The sequence below is a fragment of the Pseudarthrobacter sp. NPDC059871 genome (genome assembly GCF_042731175.1).
Classification (GTDB): domain Bacteria; phylum Actinomycetota; class Actinomycetes; order Actinomycetales; family Micrococcaceae; genus Arthrobacter.
Genome location: NZ_JBHWJV010000013.1, coordinates 31,397 through 51,974, shown reverse-complemented (window position 1 = coordinate 51,974; position 20,578 = coordinate 31,397). Strand labels below are relative to the sequence as shown.

20 protein-coding genes are annotated in these 20,578 nt (G+C 67.1%); 8 read left to right on the top strand and 12 right to left on the bottom strand.

Annotated elements, in window-relative coordinates; all coding sequences use genetic code 11:
• Window positions 1-27 precede the first annotated feature (27 nt).
• From ACFV4R_RS17135 to ACFV4R_RS17110, 6 genes are read right to left on the bottom strand one after another with little or no spacing between them, the layout of a single operon-like run.
• Entirely contained in the window at window positions 28-534 is a 507-nt protein-coding gene (locus tag ACFV4R_RS17135) for a MaoC family dehydratase (protein WP_377203680.1), read from the bottom strand.
• Window positions 531-1,343, bottom strand: a complete 813-nt coding sequence (locus ACFV4R_RS17130) for a CoA transferase subunit B (protein ID WP_377203679.1) — start codon at window positions 1,341-1,343, stop codon at window positions 531-533. The genes ACFV4R_RS17135 and ACFV4R_RS17130 overlap by 4 nt, the downstream gene beginning before the upstream one ends.
• Window positions 1,340-2,107 carry a CoA transferase subunit A gene (locus ACFV4R_RS17125; RefSeq protein ID WP_056083438.1) on the bottom strand — a complete coding sequence of 256 codons (768 nt, stop codon included), beginning with the start codon at window positions 2,105-2,107 and terminating at the stop codon, window positions 1,340-1,342. Before ACFV4R_RS17125 ends, ACFV4R_RS17130 begins: the two co-directional genes overlap by 4 nt.
• A gap of 49 nt (window positions 2,108-2,156) precedes the next feature.
• Entirely contained in the window at window positions 2,157-3,332 is a 1,176-nt protein-coding gene (locus tag ACFV4R_RS17120; protein WP_377203678.1) for an acyl-CoA dehydrogenase family protein, read from the bottom strand.
• 1 nt (window position 3,333) lies between these two features.
• Window positions 3,334-5,547: an acetyl/propionyl/methylcrotonyl-CoA carboxylase subunit alpha gene (locus ACFV4R_RS17115; protein WP_377203677.1), complete on the bottom strand. Its 2,214-nt coding sequence runs from the start codon at window positions 5,545-5,547 to the stop codon at window positions 3,334-3,336.
• Window positions 5,548-5,555: 8 nt separating this feature from the next.
• Entirely contained in the window at window positions 5,556-7,163 is a 1,608-nt protein-coding gene (locus tag ACFV4R_RS17110; RefSeq protein WP_377203676.1) for a carboxyl transferase domain-containing protein, read from the bottom strand.
• Window positions 7,164-7,346: 183 nt separating this feature from the next.
• Here ACFV4R_RS17110 and ACFV4R_RS17105 point away from each other — a divergent pair, with 183 nt between their 5' ends.
• Window positions 7,347-8,009 carry a TetR/AcrR family transcriptional regulator gene (locus tag ACFV4R_RS17105; RefSeq protein WP_377203675.1) on the top strand — a complete coding sequence of 221 codons (663 nt, stop codon included), beginning with the start codon at window positions 7,347-7,349 and terminating at the stop codon, window positions 8,007-8,009.
• A gap of 21 nt (window positions 8,010-8,030) precedes the next feature.
• Here the strand turns inward: ACFV4R_RS17105 and ACFV4R_RS17100 are convergent, their stop codons facing one another.
• From ACFV4R_RS17100 to pdhA, 3 genes are read right to left on the bottom strand one after another with little or no spacing between them, the layout of a single operon-like run.
• Window positions 8,031-9,392: a dihydrolipoamide acetyltransferase family protein gene (locus ACFV4R_RS17100; protein WP_377203674.1), complete on the bottom strand. Its 1,362-nt coding sequence runs from the start codon at window positions 9,390-9,392 to the stop codon at window positions 8,031-8,033.
• An 8-nt stretch (window positions 9,393-9,400) separates the two neighbouring features.
• On the bottom strand, window positions 9,401-10,411 hold the full coding sequence (locus ACFV4R_RS17095; protein WP_377203673.1) for an alpha-ketoacid dehydrogenase subunit beta: 1,011 nt from the start codon (window positions 10,409-10,411) through the stop codon (window positions 9,401-9,403).
• Complete coding sequence (gene pdhA / locus ACFV4R_RS17090; RefSeq protein ID WP_377203672.1) at window positions 10,411-11,598, bottom strand: pyruvate dehydrogenase (acetyl-transferring) E1 component subunit alpha; 1,188 nt, start codon at window positions 11,596-11,598, stop codon at window positions 10,411-10,413. The genes ACFV4R_RS17095 and pdhA overlap by 1 nt, the downstream gene beginning before the upstream one ends.
• Window positions 11,599-11,790: 192 nt before the next feature.
• On the opposite strand from pdhA, the gene ACFV4R_RS17085 reads away from it, so the two are divergent.
• Together ACFV4R_RS17085 and ACFV4R_RS17080 are read left to right on the top strand one after the other, a co-directional pair.
• Complete coding sequence (locus ACFV4R_RS17085; protein ID WP_045730983.1) at window positions 11,791-12,264, top strand: Lrp/AsnC family transcriptional regulator; 474 nt, start codon at window positions 11,791-11,793, stop codon at window positions 12,262-12,264.
• 139 nt (window positions 12,265-12,403) lie between these two features.
• Window positions 12,404-13,081, top strand: coding sequence for a hypothetical protein (locus ACFV4R_RS17080; protein WP_377203671.1), 678 nt, complete (start codon window positions 12,404-12,406; stop codon window positions 13,079-13,081).
• An 80-nt stretch (window positions 13,082-13,161) separates the two neighbouring features.
• Here ACFV4R_RS17080 and ACFV4R_RS17075 read toward each other — a convergent pair whose 3' ends face one another.
• Both ACFV4R_RS17075 and ACFV4R_RS17070 read right to left on the bottom strand, forming a co-directional pair.
• A complete protein-coding gene (locus ACFV4R_RS17075) occupies window positions 13,162-14,778 on the bottom strand; it encodes a cation acetate symporter (protein ID WP_377203670.1) in 1,617 nt (538 codons plus the stop codon).
• The gene (locus ACFV4R_RS17070; protein WP_045730980.1) at window positions 14,775-15,155 is read right to left on the bottom strand and encodes a DUF485 domain-containing protein; all 381 of its coding nucleotides are present in this window, start codon (window positions 15,153-15,155) and stop codon (window positions 14,775-14,777) included. The genes ACFV4R_RS17075 and ACFV4R_RS17070 overlap by 4 nt, the downstream gene beginning before the upstream one ends.
• Window positions 15,156-15,337: 182 nt before the next feature.
• On the opposite strand from ACFV4R_RS17070, the gene ACFV4R_RS17065 reads away from it, so the two are divergent.
• From ACFV4R_RS17065 to ACFV4R_RS17045, 5 genes are read left to right on the top strand one after another with little or no spacing between them, the layout of a single operon-like run.
• The gene (locus tag ACFV4R_RS17065) at window positions 15,338-16,519 is read left to right on the top strand and encodes a sensor histidine kinase (RefSeq protein ID WP_377203669.1); all 1,182 of its coding nucleotides are present in this window, start codon (window positions 15,338-15,340) and stop codon (window positions 16,517-16,519) included.
• Window positions 16,520-16,567: 48 nt separating this feature from the next.
• Window positions 16,568-17,284, top strand: a complete 717-nt coding sequence (locus ACFV4R_RS17060; RefSeq protein WP_015936606.1) for a LytTR family DNA-binding domain-containing protein — start codon at window positions 16,568-16,570, stop codon at window positions 17,282-17,284.
• On the top strand, window positions 17,281-17,631 hold the full coding sequence (locus ACFV4R_RS17055) for a hypothetical protein (RefSeq protein ID WP_377203668.1): 351 nt from the start codon (window positions 17,281-17,283) through the stop codon (window positions 17,629-17,631). The genes ACFV4R_RS17060 and ACFV4R_RS17055 overlap by 4 nt, the downstream gene beginning before the upstream one ends.
• Window positions 17,632-17,664: 33 nt before the next feature.
• Complete coding sequence (locus ACFV4R_RS17050) at window positions 17,665-19,131, top strand: cation acetate symporter (protein ID WP_377203667.1); 1,467 nt, start codon at window positions 17,665-17,667, stop codon at window positions 19,129-19,131.
• Between the two features lie 19 nt (window positions 19,132-19,150).
• Complete coding sequence (locus tag ACFV4R_RS17045) at window positions 19,151-19,834, top strand: hypothetical protein (protein ID WP_377203666.1); 684 nt, start codon at window positions 19,151-19,153, stop codon at window positions 19,832-19,834.
• Window positions 19,835-19,898: 64 nt separating this feature from the next.
• Here the strand turns inward: ACFV4R_RS17045 and ACFV4R_RS17040 are convergent, their stop codons facing one another.
• On the bottom strand, window positions 19,899-20,483 hold the full coding sequence (locus ACFV4R_RS17040; protein ID WP_377203665.1) for a DivIVA domain-containing protein: 585 nt from the start codon (window positions 20,481-20,483) through the stop codon (window positions 19,899-19,901).
• Window positions 20,484-20,578 lie beyond the last annotated feature (95 nt).

Sequence of the window (20,578 nt, the reverse complement as noted above, 5' to 3'; positions counted from 1 at the left end):
TTCTCCGATGAATTTTTCGTGCCGGGCTTATTTTCCGTGCTGCGCTTCAGCGTGCGCGGCGCGGGTCCACATCAGGCAGCTGCGGGTGGCCAGGGCCACCACGGTACCGTCCTGGTTCCGGCCAGTATGTTCCATGGTGACGATTCCCTGCCCCGGCCGGGAGCCCGAGGGCCGTTTGCCGCTGATGACGGTCTCCGTATAGAGCGTGTCCCCGTGGTATAGCGGGTGCGGGAAGGACACATCGGTCAGGCCCAGCTGCGCAATGATGGTCCCCTGGGTCAGCTGGGTGACGGACTGTCCCACCATGGTGGCCAGCGTGAACATTGAGTTGACCAGGCGCTGGCCGAACGGTTGAGTGGCACTCCAGGCGGCGTCGAGGTGGAGGGCCTGGGTGTTCATGGTGAGGGTGGTGAACAGGACGTTGTCCGCTTCGGTCACGGTCCGGCCGGGCCGGTGGGCGTAGACCACTCCCTCTTCAAGTTCGTCGTAGTACAGCCCGCGCTGTTCAATAACCCGGGGATCATCCGCCGTCATACCGTCAGTTCCCGGTCTTCCTCGAACAGCTCGGCGCCGGTGGCGGCGATGACATCCTCCACCGAGACGTTCGGCGCCAGCTCCTGCAGGACCAGGCGGGAACCGGAGCTGTCGCGGACCACGTCGATGACAGCCAGGTCAGTGATGATCCGGTCCACGCAGCCCTTGCCGGTCAGCGGCAGCGAGCACTGCTGGACGATCTTGGGTTTTCCGTTCCGGTCCACGTGTTCCATCATCACGATCACCCGTTTGGCCCCGAACACCAGGTCCATGGCACCTCCCATGCCTTTGACCATCTTGCCCGGGATCATCCAGTTGGCAAGGTCCCCGTTGGCCGCAACCTCCATGGCACCCAGGACGGCAACATCCACATGCCCGCCGCGGATCATGCCGAAGGACGCCGCAGAATCGAAGAACGCAGCCCCCTTGTTGACCGTGACAGTCTCCTTGCCGGCGTTGATCAGGTCCGGATCGATGGCGTCCTCTGCCGGGTAGGGTCCGACACCCAGGATGCCGTTTTCCGAGTGGAGCACCACTTCCACGCCGTCCGGGATGTAGTTGGGAATCAACGTAGGCATGCCGATGCCCAGGTTCACGTATTGGCCGTTCTGAAGCTCCTTGGCCACCCGGGCCGCCAGCTCGTTGCGCGTCCACCCCTTGCTGTCCGCCGGTGCCGTGGAACCGGCGGCTCCAGCGTGCGGCTGGGAAGCCGAGCGGCGGTATTCGTGGCGGACGGCTTCGGGCCGCGGCGCTTCGGGGCTGTTCGGGTCCGTGCCGGTGCTCTGTGCCCGGTTTTCCTGCACGTTCATGCTCCTGCCTCCCGGCTGATGGCAACAGTCCGCTTTTCGATGCGTTTTTCGGCGTCAGGGGCCAGCACCACCCGCTGCACGAAGATGCCGGGGGTGTGGATGTGCTCGGGGTCCAGTTCACCGGGCTCCACGAGTTCCTCCACCTCGGCGATGGTGATCCTTCCGGCCATGGCGCAGAGCGGGTTGAAGTTCATGGCTGTGGCGTGGAACACCAGGTTGCCGTGCCGGTCGCCTTTCCAGGCGTGGACGAGGCCGAAGTCCGGGGTAAGGGCTTCCTCCAGCACGTAGTCCACGCCGCCGAACGGGCGGACCTCCTTGGGGGCTGAGGCGACCGCTATGCCGCCGTCGGCATCGTATTTCTGCGGCAGGCCGCCGTCGGACACCTGGGTACCGACCCCCGCCTTGGTGTAGAAGGCGGGGATGCCCGCGCCGCCGGCACGGAGCTTCTCGGCCAGGGTGCCCTGCGGGGTCAGAACCACCTCCAGTTCGCCGGCGAGGTACTGCCGCGCGAACTCCTTGTTCTCGCCCACGTAGGAGCTGATGGTGCGCCGGATCCTGCCGTCGCGGAGCAGGATACCCAGCCCCCAGTCGTCCACCCCGCAGTTGTTGCTGACCGTCTCCAACCCGGATGTGCCGGCCCGGTGCAGCGCGTCGATGAGGGTGACCGGTATGCCGCAGAGGCCGAACCCGCCCACGGCCAGCGAGGAGCCGTCCGGAATATCCGCCACAGCCTCGTCGGCGCTTGCAACAACCTTGTCAATCATCATCGATCCTTTCAGGCCGGCTACTGTCCGGGGTGCAGCGAACCGGCCGCTACAGGCCCAGTTCGCGGGCGATCAGCATCAGCTGGACCTCCGTGGTGCCCTCCCCCACTTCAAGGATCTTGGAGTCGCGGTAGTGGCGTGCCACAGTGAACTCGTTGATGAAGCCATAGCCGCCGAATACCTGGGTGGCATCCCGCGCGTTGTCCATGGCCGCCTCGCCTGCGACCATCTTAGCGATGGCCGCCTGGGTCTTGAACGGCTTGCCGGCGAGCATCCTGGCAGCCGCGTCGTAGTAGGCAAGGCGCGCCGTGTGGGCCCTCGCCTCCATGCGGGCGATCTTGAACGAGATTGCCTGGTACTTGCCGATTTCGTGGCCGAACGCCTTGCGTTCCCTGGCGTACCGGACGGACAGGTCAACGCAGCCCTGGGCGGCTCCGGTGGCGAGGGCGGCGATGGCGATGCGGCCCTCATCCAGGATGGACAGGAAGTTGGCGTAGCCCCGGCCTTCCTCCCCCAGCAGGTTCGCCTCCGGGACCCGGACGTCCTTCAACGTCAGAGGGTGGGTGTCCGATGCGTTCCAGCCCACCTTGTTGTACGCCTTTTCAGCCTTGAAGCCGGGAGTGTCAGTGGGCACCAGGAGGGTGGAGATCTCCTTCCGGACAGTGCCGTCCCCGCGCTCATGCTGCCCTGTAACCGCGGTGACGGTGACCAGCCTGGTGATGTCCGTCCCGGAGTTGGTGATGAATTCCTTGTTGCCGTTGATCACCCACTCGGCCCTGTCCCCGACGGTCTCCCGGTGCGCGTGCGTCTTGGTCCCGCCGGCGTCCGAACCTGCTTCGGGTTCGGTCAGGCCAAAGCCCGCGAGCGCCTGTCCCGAGGCCAGCGGGGGCAGCCATTGCTGCTTCTGTTCTTCGGTCCCGAACCGGTAGACCGGCATGGCGCCGAGGGAAACGCCTGCTTCCAGGGTGATGGCCACGGACTGGTCCACCCGGCCCAGCTGTTCCAGGGCCAGGGCGAGGGCGAAGTAGTCGCCGCCCATTCCGCCGTACTCTTCCGGGAAGGGCAGGCCGAAGAGGCCCATGTCCGCCATCTGCTTGACCACTTCGTAGGGGAAGCTGTGTTCCTCGTCGTGCTTGGCCGACACCGGGGCAACCACGTTGTCCGCGAAGTCCCGGACGGTGTCGCTGAGGTCCTGGTATTCCTCGCTGAGTTCAAATCCGGACATGTTACTGGGCTCCTTCGCCGTTGGTGGTCTCACCGTTCGTGCTGTTGTCCTGTGGCTGCTGTGCGGGATGGATGGTGGCGAGGACCTGGTCCGCCTTGACCAGGTCTCCGGGTTTGGCGGCCAGGTGCACGGTCCCGGCCAGCGGCGCCACCAGCTGGTGCTCCATCTTCATGGCTTCGACGGATGCAAGGACCTGGCCCGCCTCGACGGCGTCGCCGTCCTTGACCGTAACGGACACCACCGTGCCCGGCATCGGCGAGCGCACGGCGGGATCGGCGTCGCCTTCGTCCCGCTGGATGGCTGCCCGGACCCGGTCCAGCCGCGCCTCCCGGGTCAGGACCTCCAGCCGGCAGGACCAGCCGCCGTTGCCGAGGTAGAGGTGTGCCGGGGCTTCCGGCGCGGAGTGGACCGGCGCCACGGAGTAGCTGTGCGCCGCGTCGCCGAGTGTCAGCTCCGCGTGGCCGGGCCCGGAAAAGCGCAGCACGGCTGTGTGGCGCGCGCCGCCGTCGACCGTCACCCCTACCGGGCCGGCCGCGGGGTCCCCGTAGACACCTATGGTGGCCACTCCGCCGTCGGGCGTTCCAAGGCTTACCCGGCGCGGTGCCGGTGCCCCCAGTCGCCAGCCGCTGCGTGCCTGCCAGGGGCTTCCGGTGGAATTGCCGTCCGGGCTGGTGGACGCTTCCGTGGCGCCCCCGTCAGTGACTGCCAGGGAGGTGAGCGCCGCGGCCACGAGCTCGGCCTCCCCCACATGGCGGAACGCCAGGTCGGGCAGCTTCCGGGCGATCAGTCCTGTGTCGAGCCGGCCGGCCCGGACCTCGGGATCGTTGATCAGGAGCCGCAGGTATTCGACGTTGGTTTCAACACCCAGCGCCGTGTATCCGGCGAGCGCCCGGTCCAGCGCGTCGAGGGCGGCGGCCCGGTCCGTTCCCCAGGCGATGACCTTGGACAGCATGGGATCGTAGCTGGAGGAGAGCTGGAGCCCTTCCACCAGGGAAGAGTCCACCCGGATCCGGCCGCCGGCGTCCCCCGGCATCTCGTCGAGCAGGTACACGGTTCCGGTGGACGGCAGGAAGTTCTTTTCCGGCACCTCGGCGTAGACGCGCGCCTCCACCGCATGGCCGGAAAGTTCGACGTCGGCCTGCCGGACGGTGAGTTCCGCGCCGGCGGCGATGCGCACCTGCCATTCCACGAGGTCCGTTCCGGTGACCATTTCGGTGACGGGGTGCTCCACCTGGAGGCGGGTGTTCATCTCCATGAAGAAGAACTCGTCCGGCGCGTCATCGGAGACCAGGAATTCCACGGTGCCCGCGCCGGCGTAGTTAACGCTGCGCGCGGCGTTGCAGGCGGCTTCGCCGATGCGTGCCCGGACGTCGGCCCCGTGGGGCAGGCCCTCGAGCAGCGGCGACGGTGCCTCCTCGATCACTTTCTGGTGCCTGCGCTGCAGGGAGCATTCGCGTTCGCCCAGATGGATGACGTTGCCGTGGTTGTCCGCCAGCACCTGCACTTCGATGTGGCGCGGGGTGGTGACCAGGCGTTCCAGGAACAGGGTGTCGTCACCGAAGGCACTGGCGGCCACGCGCCGGGCGGTGGCCAGGACGGCCGGAAGGTCGTCGGGTTCCTCCACCACGTGCATGCCCTTGCCGCCACCGCCGGCGGACGGCTTGATCATGAGGGGGAAGCCGACGGCGGCGGCTGCTTCGATCAGTTCCGCGTCCGTCATGCCGGGCCTGGCCACGCCGGGTACCACCGGGACGCCGTAGCCGGCCACGTGGTTCTTGGAGCGGATCTTGTCGCCCATGATGTTGAGCGCTTCCACCCCGGGGCCCATGAACGCGATTCCCGCAGCGTCAAGGGCGCGGGCAAAGTCTGCATTTTCGCTGAGGAACCCGTAGCCCGGGTGCACGGCTTCGGCGCCGGACTCCCGGCAGGCGGCAATGATGTTGCCGATGTTGAGGTAGCTTTCGGTGGCGGCGGCGGGGCCGATCCGCACGGCCGTGTCAGCCTCGCGCACGTGCCGGGCGCCGGCGTCGGCGTCGCTGTAGACGGCCACGGAGCGGATTCCCAGGGCACGCAGGGTGCGGATCACCCGGCAGGCAATCTCTCCCCGGTTCGCCACCAGGACGGTGCCGAAAAGCGGCCGGCCGGGCTCCCGGTTGCCGGTGGTGGAACCCGTGGCTGTGGCGGTGGCTGTGGAGGTCAATGAAGGCGTGGTCATGGTCCGGCTCACATCCTGAAAAGGCCGAAGGAGGTCTCCGGCAGGGGCGTGCGGGAGACAACGTCCAGGGCAAGGCCCAGGACGGTCCGGGTGTCGGCGGGATCGATGACGGCGTCATCCCAGAGGCGGGCAGTGGAGTAGTAGGGGCTCCCCTGGTCCTCGTACTGCCGGCGGATGGGGGCCTTGAACTCTTCTTCGTCCTGCTCCGGCCAGTCATCCCCGGCGGCCTCGTACTGGTCGCGCTTGACGGTGGCCAGCACGCTGGCGGCCTGGTTCCCGCCCATCACCGAAATCCTTGCCGCGGGCCACATCCAGAGGAACCGCGGGGAATAGGCGCGGCCGCACATGGAGTAGTTACCTGCGCCGAACGATCCGCCGATCACCACTGTCAGCTTGGGTACGCGGGCAGTGGCTACCGCCGTGACCATCTTGGCGCCGTTCTTGGCGATGCCGCCCTGCTCGGCGTCCCGGCCCACCATGAAGCCGGAAATGTTCTGCAGGAAGAGGAGGGGAATCCCCCGCTGGTCGCACAGCTCGATGAAGTGTGCGCCCTTGAGCGAAGACTCGCTGAAGAGGACGCCGTTGTTGGCCACGATCCCCACCGGGTGCCCGTGGATCCTCGCGAAGCCGGTGACCAGGGTGGTGCCGTAGTCCTTCTTGAACTCGTGGAACCTGCTGGCGTCCACCAGCCGGGCAATCACCTCACGGACGTCGTACGGGGCGTTGACGTCCACGGGTACGGCACCGTAGAGCTCCCCGGCATCGGCAACGGGTTCGACTGCGGGTTCCACCTGCCAGGCGGGCGCCGCGGCGGGCGGCAGGGTGGCCACGATGTCGCGGAGGATCTGCAGCGCATGTTCGTCATTGTCTGCCAGATGGTCGGTCACGCCGGAGATCCTGGAATGCACGTCACCGCCGCCCAGTTCCTCGGCGGTGACGATCTCCCCGATCGCGGCCTTCACCAGGGGCGGCCCACCCAGGAAGATGGTGCCCTGGTTCCGGACAATCACGGTTTCGTCGCTCATGGCCGGGACGTAGGCACCGCCGGCGGTGCAGGAGCCCATCACGGCAGCGAGCTGCGGGATCTTTGCCGCGGACAGGCGTGCCTGGTTGTAGAAGATCCGCCCGAAGTGGTCCCTGTCCGGAAAGACCTCGTCCTGCCTGGGCAGGAACGCTCCCCCCGAGTCCACCAGGTAGATGCACGGCAGGTGGTTTTCCAGGGCGATTTCCTGGGCACGCAGGTGTTTCTTGACCGTCATGGGATAGTAGGTGCCGCCCTTGACGGTGGCGTCGTTGGAAATCACCAGCACCTGGCGGCCGTGCACCACTCCGATGCCGGCGATCACTCCAGCACCCGGCGCGTCACCGTTGTACATCCCGTTGGCGGCCAGCGGGGCTATTTCAAGGAACGGGCTGCCGTCATCCAGCAGCTGGTCGATGCGCTCCCGCGGCAGGAGCTTACCCCTGGCCACGTGGCGTTCGCGCGACTTCTGCGGGCCTCCCAGGGCGGCGTCCGCCAGCCGCTTCCGGAGGTCCTCCACCAGTTGCAGCTGCGCATCCCTGTTGGCGGCGAAAGCTCCGCTGGCGGGGTCCAGCCTGCTGGCAAGGGTCTCCATCGACGCTTCCTGTTCTCTCGGCGGATCCTGAAGCCGGATCCGGTAGCAAAATGCAGCTCGCATGGCCGCTAAACAATAGACTCGGTTAGTGCCGAGTAACTGAAATTCAGGTTAGTCTCTATTAACTGTGATGTCCAACACAGGCCGTTGCCTTGTTAGACTCTGCGGGTTTGAGGAGGAAATGTGCCCACAACCGATGAAGGCAACAGCACCGGGGCGGACGCCGCCGGCGCCAGGCCCGCCGGCCCAACCCAGCGCAGCAAAGCCAAGGAAGACCGCCGCCAGGCCCTGCTCGCCGCGGCCGCTTCCCTGTTCGCCGTCAACGGGTTCAAGAGTGTTTCCCTCGAAGACCTCGGTGCCGCGGCGGGAGTCAGCGGTCCGGCCGTCTACCGGCACTTCCCCGGCAAGCAGGCCGTCCTGGCGGACCTGCTGGCCACCGTCAGCCGGGAGCTCCTGGACGGCGGGCGGAAAGTGGTGGCGGAGAACTCCGATCCCCGCCTGGCACTGCGCCGCCTCGTGGAGTTCCAGGTGGACTTTGCCCTCGGCAAACCCGAGGTGATCCGCGTGCAGGACCGCGACCTCAGCAACCTCTCCGAACAGGACCAGTCAGCCGTGCGGGCGCTGCAGCGCAGCTATGTGGAGGTGTGGGTGGATGTCCTGTCCAGGCTCCACCCCGGCACGGATGCTGCCGAACTCCGGACCCGGGCGCACGCCACCTTCGGGCTGATCAACTCCACCCCGCACTCGGTCCGGAGCCACGGCCGCCGGATGGCAGCCGCGGCCCGGCCGCTGCTCGAGGAGATGGCGCTCGCCGCACTGACGGTGGACAGCCCGCAAACGCGCTGACGCCCAGGTTGCCGGGCGGGTTCAGACCATCGTGAGGACCATTCCCGGTTCGGCCAGGATTAATCCGACGTCGGCCAGGAACCGGGAGCCCTGCTCACCGTCCACCAGGCGGTGGTCGAAGGACAGGCTCAGGGTCATCACCTGGCGCAGGGCCACCTCACCGCGGTACTCCCACGGCATGGACCGCACGGCGCCCAGCGCCAGGATGGCGGCTTCGCCGGGGTTGAGGATGGGAGTGCCGGCATCGATGCCGAAAACGCCGATGTTGGTGATGGACATGGTCCCGCCGGACAGGTCTGCCGGCGCCGTTTTCCCGGACCGTGCGGTGTCCGCCAGCAACGCCAGCGCCTCCGCCAGCTGCTCCAGGGTCAGCGAGTGCGCATCCTTGATGTTCGGCACGGTCAGGCCCCGCGGGGTGGCTGCGGCGATGCCCAGGTTCACATAGTTGAACGTAACGATCTCCTGGTTCGCCTCGTCCCAGCGGGAGTTCAGCGACGGATTGCGGCGCAGCGCGATCAGCACGGCCTTGGCGGCGAGCGTCAGCGGCGTCAGCTTGAGGCCGGAGAACGCCCGGGTGCCCCGCAGTTTCGCCAGCAGCTCCATGGTGGGCGTGACGTCAACGGTGAGGAACTCGGTGACATGCGGAGCGGTGAAGGCACTGTAGACCATCGCGGCCGCCGTATGCTTGCGGACGCCCTTGATGGGCATCCGGGTTTCCCGCTCCCCCTCACCCCCGGCACGTACCTGGCCGGCGGGTGCGGCAGCCTCGCCGGCACTGCCCTGCCGCAGGAACTCCTGCACGTCCTCCCGGGTGATCAGGCCTGCCGGGCCGGTGCCGGTAACCAGCGCCAGGTCGACACCATGGTCCCTGGCCAGCTTACGGACCGGAGGCGTGGAGCGGGGCCGGTCGCCTGAAGGTACGCCGGCCCGGGCTTCGATGACTGTGGTGCCGGCCGGCTCAACCACGGGCGGGAGGTTCCGGGGGCGGCGCGCGGGGCGGCCGGAGCTTTCGACGACGGCGCCGTACCCCACGAGGTTGGGTTCCCGTTTCGGCGACGCCGGTTCCTCCCCGGCCGCCGTTTGCCCGGCTGGCGTAACGTCCCGCGAAGGTGCGGCGTGCCCCGCCGGTGCCGGCCCGGCGTCGTCCGCTACCTCGAAGGAAACGATGGGCTTGCCCACCTCAACAACGGTGCCGGGCTGCTCATGCAGTTCCCTGATGACGCCGGCGAAAGGCGACGGCAGCTCCACCACCGCCTTGGCTGTCTCCACCTCGGCAATGACCTGGTTCAGGCTGACGGTGTCCCCCACGGCCACTTTCCAGCTGAGGATCTCTGACTCGGTGAGCCCCTCCCCGAGGTCGGGAAGCCGGAATTCCTTGATCATGGTGACGCTCATCCTTCCAGCCCGCTCAGTGAATTCGGCCGCCCCAGGGCACGGTCCACGCCATCGAGGATACGGTCCAGGCCCGGCAGGTGGTGCATCTCCAGCTTCGAATAGGGGTAGGGGATGTCGAACCCGGTAACCCTGACTGGCGCGGCTTCCAGGTGGTAGAAGCACCTCTCGGTGATGCTGGCTGCCACCTCGGCGCCCAGCCCGCCGGACTGCCCGGCCTCGTGGGTGATGACCAACCTGCCGGTCTTCCGGACCGAGGCCACCACGGTGTCATAGTCCACCGGTGCCAGCGAGCGCAGGTCGATGACCTGGATGGAAATGCCTTCGTCGGCGGCGGCAGAGGCGGCGTCCATGGCGGTCTTCACCAACGGGCCATAGGCCACCAGGGTGACGTCGGTCCCGTCGGTCAGGACCCTGGCCCGGCCCATGGGTTCCGCGGCGTCCAGCCCTGCAGCCTCATCCACTTCACCTTTGTCGTGATACCGCCGTTTCGGCTCGAAGTACAGGACGGGGTCGTCGCTGGCGATGGCCTGCTGGATCACCGTGTAGGCATCCTGGGGGTTGGACACGGTGACCACCCGAAGGCCGGAGGTATGCGTGAAGTAGGCTTCCGGCGACTCGGAGTGGTGCTCCGGCGAGCCGATGCCGCCGCCGAACGGCACCCGGATGGTGATGGGCATTTTCACTGCGCCGCGGGTGCGGTAATGCAGCTTGGCCACCTGGCTGACAATCTGGTCGAACGCGGGGTAGATGAAGCCGTCGAACTGGATTTCCACTACAGGGCGGTAGCCGCGGTGGGCAAGGCCGACGGCGGCACCCACGATGGCGGATTCGGCCAGTGGTGTGTCCACCACGCGGTGTTTGCCGAAGTCTTTCTGCAGCCCGTCGGTCACCCGGAACACGCCGCCGAGGGCGCCGATGTCCTCACCGAGGAGGACCACCTTCGGGTCATGGTCGAGCGATTTGCGCAGCCCCGCATTGATGGCGCGGGCAAAGGTCATGGAAGTCATCAGCGTGCACCTTCTTCTGAAACGGCACCTGCGGGATCGCCGAAGGAGGCCAGGTAACGGGCGTAGTGGTCCTGCTGGCGGTCCAGCCAAGAGTTCGGTGCGCTGTATACGTGCTTGAAAACGTCCATGGGCTGCGGGTCCGGCATGGTGGTGCAGCCTTTCCGCATCTCGCGGGCCACAGTGTCGGCACTGTTCCTGACGTGGTCCTGCAGTTCGTCGGTCAGCAGCCCCTTGCGTTCCAGCAGCGCCGCCACCCGGCTGATCGGGTCCTTCGCGGCCCAGTCCTCGAGTTCGTTGGGGTCACGGTAGCGGGTGGGATCATCGGCGGTGGTGTGCGGCCCCATCCGGTAGGTGACGGCTTCGATGAAGGTGGGGCCGCCGCCGCGCCGTGCCCGGTCGAGGGCAACGCGCGTGGCCGCCATGACGGCGAGGACGTCGTTTCCGTCCACCCTCAGGCTGGGGATCCCGAAGCCGGCAGCGCGGTCCGCGAGCTGGATGTGCGACTGGAGCCGGACCGGCTCCGAGATGGCCCAGTGGTTGTTGGTGCAGAAGAACACCACGGGAGCCTGGAAGCTGGCTGCGAATACCATGGCTTCATTCACGTCGCCCTCGCTCGTTGCGCCGTCGCCGAAGTACGTGACGGCCACGGAATCTGCGCCGTCATTCTGGATGCCCATGGCGTAGCCGGTGGCGTGCAGGGTCTGGGCGCCGATGATGATCTGCGGCGTTGCCATGTTGATGGCGTACGGATCCCAGCCGCCTGACGCGTTGCCGCGCCACACCCGCAGGAGGTCTGTGAGGTCCACGCCGCGGCAGTACGCCACACCGTTTTCGCGGTAGCTGGAGAAGACGAAGTCGTCGCCGCGCAGGGCCCGGCCTGAACCTATTTGTGCCGCTTCCTGCCCCAGCAGCGGGGGCCACAGGGCAAGTTCGCCCTGGCGCTGGAGGGCCGTTGCCTCAACGTCGATGCGCCTGATGACGGTCATGTCCTCGAACAGCGAGCAAAGGTGCTCGTCCGTGATGTCCTGTACCCAGAGATCGAACTCGGGGTGGCTCACCCGCTCCCCCGACGGTGTGATCAGCTGGACCAGCTTTTGTACCGGTACGCCGGATGACTCCGGTTCATGGAATTCCCCGGCGCCCTCTTGGGCTTGTGCGCCGCCCTGGCCCGTTTCGTCTGTAGACACGATAGCCCCGCAACTTCTGTCGTCGGTGACCTGCGGAGCTGGGACTTGTGGTCCTGCAAACCGCGGCCTTCCGGGCCCCTTCGCCCGGATACTGTGACCCTACTCACAATGCTCAGGGGGTACAACCACCGGGGCATTTATTGAGCAGAATGCCCTATGGCAGCCATCCGCACCGTGCTACCGTTGCGCATTATGCAAGCTCTGGATGGCACTGACACCCGCCTCCTTTCGGCACTGGCCCAGGACCCCAGGAGGACCGTGGTGGCCCTCGCGCAGAAACTGGGACTGTCCAGGAACACTGTCCAGGCGCGGATGGCCCAGCTCGAGAAAAAGCACGTCTTCCTGTCCTTCGAACGCAGGATCAACCCTGCCGCCCTGGGCTACCCGCTGATGGCCTTCATTTCCGTGCACGTCCAGCAGCAGAAGCTCACCCGGCTGGCGCAGGATTTGGCGGCCATCCCGGAGATCCTGGAGGGCTACGGCCTGACCGGGTCCGCAGACCTGCTGCTGCGCGTGGTGGCCCAGGATGCCGAGGACCTTTTCCGCATCAACGGCAAGATCCTCGCGTGCGACGGCGTGGAACGGGCGGACACGGCCCTGGCCATGGGCGAGCTCATCCCCTTCCGCGTGCAGCCGCTGCTCGAGCGGGGTCCGCAGGGAAGCTGACCCGTTACGTGGCCGGAACGGCGGGAAGCAAAGTCCGACGGCGGCGGCACGGGTTATAGGCTTGTGGCAGTTATCCGTGCGGCGCCTCAACAGGCCCGCACCAGGCGGTGCCAGGCACCACATCCGGAAAGGCTCCACTTTGAGCAATCCCCAGGAACCGTACCAGCCCGGACACCCCGGCTCCGGGCAGCTGCCACAGCCGCCGCAGCAGCCCCCCGCCGGATACCCCGGAACCACCCCGGAACCCCCGTACGGCCAGCCTCAACAGGGCAGCCCGTATCCAGGCACCCAAGACCCCGGGAACCCGAACAGCCTTTACGGCCAGCAGCAACCGGGGCAGTACCGGGGCGCAGGTCCCTTCGGCCTCCCGGGCGGAGAGCCGCCGGCAAGGAAGCGGCCACGGCTGTGGATCATCCTGACGGCCATCGGCGGCGTGCTGCTGCTCGTGGTGGTGGGCATCGTGATCCTGGTCGATGTGGCCGGCAGCGCCACCAGCCACGCCAAAGACCTGGCTGACGGTTTCACCAAGCTCGTCATTTCCGGCGACAGCTCCAAAGCGTACGACGACTACCTGGACCCGGCACTGCAGGAGCAGCTGTCCAAGGAGACCTTCATCTCCGGCGTCGAGAGCCTGAAAATGGACGGGACCTGCACGCCCGCCTACAACAGCATGCAGGTTGCCACCGAGAACGGCGTCAAGTCGGCGGACGTGGGAGGAGTCATCACCTGCGAAGGCAAGAAGGTTGACCTGGCCTACCGGTTCGAGGGCACGGACGAGCTGAAAATGACGAACATCAAGCTGCGCCCCGCCGCCTAGCAACACAACCCAAAGGCCCCCGCCAACGTGGACAGTCCACGTTGACGGGGGCCTTTTGAGTGCCCGTGCCGGGTCCGGCGTTAGTGGTCCACTGCCTTCTCGGCACCAACACCGGTGAGGGACCGGACCTCCATTTCCGCCTGCTTGGCTGGGTCCTCGCGCTTCTTGTCGAGCACCGTACCGAGCCAGCCCAGGAAGAACGCCAGCGGGATGGAAACAATGCCGGGGTTGCTGAGCGGGAAGATGGCGAAGTGCGCGTCCTTGATCATCGAGGTGGCCCCGCCGGAAACCACCGGCGAGAAGATGATCAGGATGATGGCTGCACCGAGTCCGCCGTACATGCTCCACACCGCGCCCTGGGTGGTGAACCGCCGCCAGAACAGTGAGTAGATGATGGTGGGCAGGTTGGCCGAGGCAGCCACGGCGAAGGCCAGCGCCACGAGGAACGCCACGTTCTGCCCGTTGGCCAGGATGCCGCCGAGGATGGCGAGGACGCCGATCACCACCACCGTACGGCGTGCCACCCGGACCTCCGTTGCGGCGTCCGCTTTGCCCTTCGCGATCACGTTGGCGTAGATGTCATGGGCGAACGAGGCCGCGGCGGTGATGGTCAGGCCGGCCACCACTGCCAGGATGGTGGCAAACGCCACCGCGGAGATGAAGCCCAGCAGCAGCGGGCCGCCAAGGTAGAACGCCAGCAGCGGAGCCGCAGCGTTCACGCCGCCGGGAGCGGACTTGATGGTGTCGGCACCCACCAGCGCGGCAGCACCGTAGCCGAGGACCAGGGTGAACAGGTAGAACAGGCCGATCAGCCAAATGGACCAGACCACCGACTTGCGGGCTTCCTTGGCGGTGGGGACCGTGTAGAAGCGCATCAGGACGTGCGGCAGGGCGGCCGTGCCCAGTACCAGGGCGAGGCCAAGTGACATGAAGTCCAGCTTGGAGGTTTCGCTCTTGCCGTACTGCAGGCCCGGGTTGAGGACCGCGGGGTTGTTGGCCGTTTCCACGGCACCGCCCAGCAGGGCCGAAAGATTGAACCCGTAGATCGCCAGGACCCACATGGTCATGACGGCGGCACCGGCGATCAGCAGGATGGCCTTGATGATCTGGACCCACGTGGTCCCCTTCATACCGCCAATCAGCACGTACATGATCATGAGGGCGCCGACGACGATGATCACCAGGGCCTGTCCGCCCCAGTCACTGATGCCCAGCAGCAGTGAGATCAGGCTGCCGGCACCGGCCATCTGGGCGAGGAGGTAGAAGAAGCACACCGCCAGGGTGGAGATGGCCGCTGCGATGCGGACGGGCCGCTGCTTGAGCCGGAAGGACAGTACATCGGCCATGGTGAACTTGCCGGTGTTGCGGAGCAGTTCAGCCACCAGGAGCAGCGCCACCAGCCAGGCCACCAGGAACCCGATGGAGTACATGAAGCCGTCATACCCGTTGATGGCGATGGCGCCGGTGATGCCCAGGAACGAGGCTGCGGAAAGGTAGTCACCGGCGATGGCGGTGCCATTCTGCGAACCCGTGAAGGAGCGTCCGGCTGCGTAGTAGTCGGCGGCGGTCTTGTTGTTCCGGCTGGCACGGAACACGATCACCATGGTGACGGCCACGAACAGGCCGAAGATGCCCATGTTCAGCAGGGTGGTGTCCTTGAGCGCGGCCACGTCCACTGAGGTTGCGATAGTAATCATTTGTTGGCTCCACCCACCCGGTTGCCGTGCTTGTCGAATTCGTGGCCCTCGATCTCGTTCCGGATCTCAGAGGCGATGGGGTCCAGCTTCCTGTTGGAGTAGCTGACGTACCATCCGGTGATCGCGAAGGTGGAGACGAACTGGAGCAGGCCCAGGATTAGGCCGATGTTGATGTTTCCCCAGACTTTGGTGGACATGAACTCCACCGCGTAGTCCGCGAGCAGGACGTAGGCGAAGTACCACAGCAGGAAGGCCACTGCCATGGGGAAAACAAAGCTGCGGTGGCGCTTGCGCAGTTCCTGGAACTGCTCGGTCGACTGGACCTGTTCAAAGTCGACGGACGCCGCAGCGTCCGGACTTTGGGCATCGTTACCCATGGTTCCTCCTCATTGAGACATGCCGGTGCACACTGGGACGGCAGGCCCGGATAAGGAAACGCCGCTGGTGTGACAGCAATCACTCTGCTGCGTCACGGCAGCCACTTCCAGCCCCTCCGGCGCTGTGGTCGCTCAACGGTCGGGATGCTGCGACAAACGGCACCCACAGTTACGCTGGGCCCATGCCGGACTCCCCGCTCCTGACCGCCGCGGCTGTGGCCGTGATCGCCATGGCCATCGCCGTCGTCGTCGGCGTGGGACTGAAGGTGCTCCGCTCCTTCCGCGACCTGGGCACGGACGCCGAGCGCGCCACCTACCACACCCTGCACGCGGCCTCGCAGGCAGGCCAACACCTGCGCCGCGGCCTCAACCCCGCCGGCGCTTCGAAGGCAAGCCGCCACCTGCGTACGCTGCTTGGCTGCGACGCGCTGGCCATCACGGATACCTCGGGCGTGCTCGCCTGGGACGGGGCGGCTGAGGACCTGAAGCCGCGGCTGATGGAACTGGCCGCTGAGGTCCTGGCCAGCGGGCGGACGGTTGTACTGTCGCCGGGGCCGGACGGGACGGGCGGCGCCCTGGCGGCCGTCATAGCACCGGTGCGGGCCGGCTCACGCGTGGTGGGCGCCGTCGCCGCCTTCGCTTCGTCGGCAGGGGCGGGCTTGGTGCGGGCCGCCGGCGAGGTGGCGGATTGGGTGGCCGTGCAGGTGGAGCTGGCCGAGCTGGATGCCTCGCGGACCCAGCTGATGGAGGCCGAGGTGCGGGCACTGCGCGCCCAGATCAGCCCTCATTTCATCTACAACTCGCTGAACGCCATCGCGTCCTTCATCAACACCGATCCGGCCCGGGCACGCGAACTGGTGGTGGAGTTCGCCGATTTCACCCGCTATTCCTTCCGCCGGCACGGCGATTTCACCACCCTGGCCGAGGAACTGCGCTGCATCGACCGGTACCTGCTGCTGGAGCGGGCCCGCTTCGGCGAGCGCGTGCAGGTCAGCCTCCGGGTGGCGCCGGAGGTCCTGAGTACCGTCATCCCGTTCCTAAGCCTGCAGCCGCTGGTGGAGAACGCCGTCCGGCACGGCCTCGAAGCGAAGGAGGGGCCCGGGCACATCACCATCACGGCCGACGACGCCGGCGCCTACGCCCAGGTGACCATCGAGGACGACGGCGTGGGGATGGACCCGGAGCAGCTGCAGTCGATGCTCGCGGGACATATCGACGGCGAGCACGTGGGCCTGCGGAACGTTGATGCCCGTCTCCGGCAGGTATACGGCGACCCCCACGGGCTCGTCATCGAAACCGCACCGGGCGAAGGGACCCTCATCACCATGAAGGTGCCCAAATCGCAGCCCGGCCACGATGCCTGATTCCCGGCACTGGCCTGCTGCGTGCCCGCGGAAAGCTACCCTTGGAGCATGATTAACGTCCTCGTCGTTGATGATGAGCTGCCGGCCGTGGAAGAACTCGCCTTCCTGCTGGGCCGGGACGAGCGGATCGGCAAGGTCCTGCGGGCAACCTCCGGCAGCGAAGCCCTCCGCGCCCTGGCGTCCGCGCAGGTGGACGCGGTCTTCCTGGACATCCACATGCCTGCCGTCTCGGGACTGGAGATCGCCCGCGCCATTGCCGCCGGCAGCCATCCGCCTGCGGTGGTCTTCGTGACCGCTGACGAGGACCACGCCCTGGCGGCCTTTGAACTGGCCGCCGTCGATTACCTCCTTAAACCCATCAGGGCCGAGCGGCTGGCACGCTCCGTGGGCCGGATCAGCGAACTGCGCGACGGCGGCGGCGCACCGGAGATGATCACAGTGGACCAGGGCGGTACCACCAGGATGATCAGGCGCGACGACGTCACGTACGTCCAGGCGCAGGGAGACTACGCGCGGCTCCACACCGCCGACGCCAGCTACCTGATCAGGGTTCCGCTGGCCGACCTGGAACAGCAGTGGGCCGATGCCGGGTTCATCCGGACGCACCGCTCATACCTGGTGGCCCTGAAGCACATCTCCTCCATGAAGCTTGCGGCAGACGGCCCCCGGGTCACCGTGGCGGGTGCCGGGCTGCCCATCAGCCGCCGGCACCTGCCCACCGTGCGTGAGCGGCTGCAGGCAAACCGGATCAGGCCGAACGCATGACCAGGGTACGGGTGACGGCCCCTGCCACGGCCGCGCGTCCCGTCACCGAATCCCGCGAAGCGGCGCAGGAGTCCGATGTGGGCCAGGTGTTCGTGCGGTCCCTCATCCGGTCGCAGCTGCGCCTGGCCCTGGTGGTGGCCGGCGGGTTCCTGGTAATCCTCGGTGCTTTCCCCCTCCTGCTGGCCGCCGTCCCCGGCCTGGCCGAAACGACGATTGCCGGCATCCCGTTCGACTGGATCCTGCTGGGCGTGGGCATTTACCCGGTCATCGGCCTCAGCGCCTGGCTGTATACCAGGACGGCTGCCCGCAACGAGGCCCGCTACCGGGACCTGGCCGGTGACCCGTGATCCCCGCGGGTACGCGGTGAAGCGGAGCCTGGCGTGAATCCGGGGGTTGCCGCCGCTGCCCTTGCCGTGGTGTCCGTGGCCACCGCGGTCATCGGGTTCTATGGCCTGCGTATCTCGCGGACCACCGGCGATTTCTTTGTGGCGTCCCGGACCGTCCGGCCATGGTGGAACGCGTCCGCGATCGGCGGCGAATACCTGTCGGCTGCCAGCTTCCTGGGCGTGGCCGGCCTGCTGCTTCTCTCCGGGACGGACGCCCTGTGGTTCCCTGTGGGCTATACGGCCGGGTACCTGATGCTGCTGCTCTTCGTCGCCGCACCCCTCCGGCGTTCCGGGGCGTACACAATACCGGACTTCACGGAGGCCAGGCTGGACTCGCGGGCGGTCCGCAAGGTCACCAGCCTGGTGGTGGTGCTGGTGGGCTGGCTGTACATCGTTCCGCAGCTGCACGGGGCCGCCCTGACCATCCGGATCACCACCGGGCTGCCGTCATGGGTGGGGTCGGTGGCGGTGGTGGTGGTGGTCTGCCTGACAGTGGTGGCGGGCGGGATGCGGTCCATCACGTTCGTCCAGGCGTTCCAGTACTGGTTGAAGCTGACCGCACTGGCGGTACCCATCCTCTTCATCGTCTTCATGCTTGCCGGCACCGGGACACCGGCCCTGGCCCTGCCGTCCGAAAACCCCACCGGCCTTGCCCCCGCGGGGTGGTACAACAACGTTTCCCTGCTCGTGGCACTGCTGTTCGGGACTCTTGGCCTGCCGCACGTCCTGGTCAGGTTCTACACCAACCCGGACGGGCAGTCCGCCCGGCGCACCACGCTGATTGTGCTGGGGCTGCTGTCCGTGTTCTACCTGTTCCCCACCGCCTACGGCCTGGTGGGCCGCATGTTCGCGCCGGACCTTGCCCGTTCGGGCCAGCCTGACGCCATGGTCCTGCTGCTGCCCCGTGAACTCATCGGCGGCCCCGCCGGAGACCTGCTCTCCGCCCTGGTGGTGGCCGGTGCGTTCGCAGCGTTCCTGTCCACCACGTCCGGGCTGGTGGTCTCCTTGGCCGGCGTCATCAGCCAGGACGTCCTGGGCGCCGGTGTGGGGGGCTTCCGCCTCGCCGCGGTGGTGTCCGCCGTCGTGCCGCTTGGCTTCGCCCTGATGACGGGCTCGCTGGCGCTGGCCGGCAGCGTGGGGTTGGTGTTCGCCTTCACCGCGTCAACCGTCTGCCCCGTGCTCCTGCTGGGTATCTGGTGGCGGGGACTGACCGACGCCGGAGCCATCGCCGGCATGGTGACCGGCGGGGTGCTGTGCGGCGGCGCCATGATCGCCGGCTCCCTGGCGGCGGCTGCCAGCACCCCGGCGTGGCTCGCCCAGCCCGCGGCCTGGTCCGTCCCCACGGCCTTCGCCGTCATGGTGCTGGTGTCCCGGGCCACTGCAGGACGGGTGCCGAAGACGCTGGTCCGGGTCATGACCCGGCTGCACACCCCGGAAAGGCCGCTGGCAACCGGACGCTGATTGGGTGGACAATTACGCCATGTCCACCCGGGACGAACACCCGGCAGCGGAGCCGGTTCCGCCGTCCGTGCGGGCGCAGCTGCTCGCCACGGAGCACTGGGGCCTGCTGGCTTCCCGGAGCACAGCCCAGGGTGAGGTGCTGACGAGGATCAGCATGTTCCTGACCTTCACCTCGGCGGGCCTGGTGAGCGTCGCGCTGGTGGGCCAGGCCACCGGATTCTCGGATTCGTTTGTCCTTTTGGCGGTGGTGGTGCTGTTCATTGACGTGGCCATGGGGCTGCTGACCCAGCTGCGGGTCATGAACGTTGCCCATGAGGACCTGATGTACGTCACCGCCATGAACCGGCTCAGGGCAGCTTACGTCGAGCTGGATCCGGGCGTGGCGCCGTATCTGATGGCTGCCCATCACGATGACGAGGCCGGTTCCGTGCAGACCTACTACTTCTTCGGCAACCGCGGCAACTTCCGCCATGTGGCCGGCAGCAGCATGATTTTCATGTCGATGGCGAACGGGGCCCTGATTGCCATCCTGGCAGGGCTGCTGCTAACCATCCTGGGAGCCGGAACGGTTGCGGCACTATTGATGGGCGGTGCGTGCGGGCTGTCGTTCCTGGGCGTCTCGGCAGTCAACGGCTACCGGGGCTACCGGGACATCTGGACCCGGTTCACCCCGCTCTCCCCTTCGCCACCCGAGGCGGAATAGGGGTGGTGGACCAGGTGGAGCTGGATTGAGTCCAGGCGGCTCAGGAAACATCCCCAGCGCGCCCCTAGTCGATGGCGGCCATCAGTTCAATGACGCGGTCCAGGAAGGCGTCCACTTGGGCTTCTTCATAGCCGTCGCGTCCGGTTTCCGGACGGAACACGGCGCGGCGGACGCTGTCCACGCTGAGCGGCTTGTCGTGTTCGAGGTAGGCCACAAGTTCGTGGCAGAGCCTGTCCACATCGGCGGTGTTGTAGCTGCGGGCCTTATTCTTGGCGGGCCGGCGGAAGCGTTCCCCGTCCGGGCGGTGCAGGCGTCCGCGGAGGATTCCCGAGAGCTTGCCGATTTCGCGCAGCCAGGCTTCCTCGCCGCTGGCCGCAATCAGTTCATCGCGCTCCCTGCGGGCGAAGGCATCTTCCAGCCGGTCCAGGGCCGCATCCACCACGGCCGCGGAGTAGCCGCCCTTGACCGGGTCGAAGGACACAGCCCGTACGTCTGAGCTGTTGATGGGTTGCTCGGCGTCGTGGGGTGACTCCAGCGACACCCGTGCCCGCTGGAGGAACTGGTCCACCTGCTTCGCGTTGTACCCGTATTCGCTGCGCTGAACACGCTCAAACGACGCAGGGATCTGCCGATGAATATCCAATGCCACTGTTGGTTCCTTCAATGCTCTTCAGCCGTAGCGCTGTGGCACCAGTCTATTGGTGCCGGGATGATGCTGCCCCGTGAGGGCCGTCCTTTCCCTGC